Annotated in this window: 2 protein-coding genes; both read right to left on the reverse strand. The window is 68.2% G+C overall.

Features of this window, described 5'->3' with window-relative positions; genetic code table 11:
* Positions 1-215 (reverse strand): hypothetical protein (locus AC1DZC_RS20135; protein WP_477044513.1); only part of this gene is annotated, 215 nt, incomplete at its 3' end.
* A partial coding sequence (locus AC1DZC_RS20140; RefSeq protein ID WP_477044514.1) for a hypothetical protein occupies positions 212-601 on the reverse strand: 390 nt, incomplete at its 5' end. The genes AC1DZC_RS20140 and AC1DZC_RS20135, both read right to left, overlap by 4 nt.

A 601-nucleotide genomic window follows, 5' to 3' on the forward strand; every position in this document is an offset into this window, starting at 1 on the left:
ATGTCGAGCCAGTCCCCCTCCTGCGGCGCGGCGAAGCCGATCAACTGCGCCGAATCGACGATGTGGCGCGACCAGATCGAATCAAGCGTGGACGGCGCGATCAAATTCTGCCGCGTGGATTCCCCGACGACCAGCTCCGCGAAGTCCGCCATCCGCCGCTCGCCCGCCACGCCGAAACGATCACGAATCCATTCCCTCGCCTCGTCCTCCGTCATGCCGCGCGGCGCCGGGCGTGGAGGAGAATGGCGGTCAGCGCCGCTGGCGTGATGCCGCGAATACGGCTCGCCGCGCCGAGAGTGGCGGGGCGCACCCGCGTGAGTTTCTCGACCATCTCGGTCGAAAGGCCGGGGATGCCGGCATAGTGCAGATCGTCCTGGAGCGGGATCGAGTCATTGGCGCGGAGCTGCGCTACTTCCTCGTCCTGGCGCCGCAGATAGGGCGCGTAACGCGCATCCTCGGCGATCTCGGCGACCAGCGCGGGATCAAACGCCCCGCACAGGCCCGGCGCGACATGATCGATCGTCACGCCGGCAAAGCGCAGCCAATCAGCGCCCGAGCGCTTCTGCGTGTCGAGCGGGCCGACAGCGCCATTGGCCAGCAC

Source organism: Cellulomonas sp. P2_B4 (assembly GCF_056404795.1).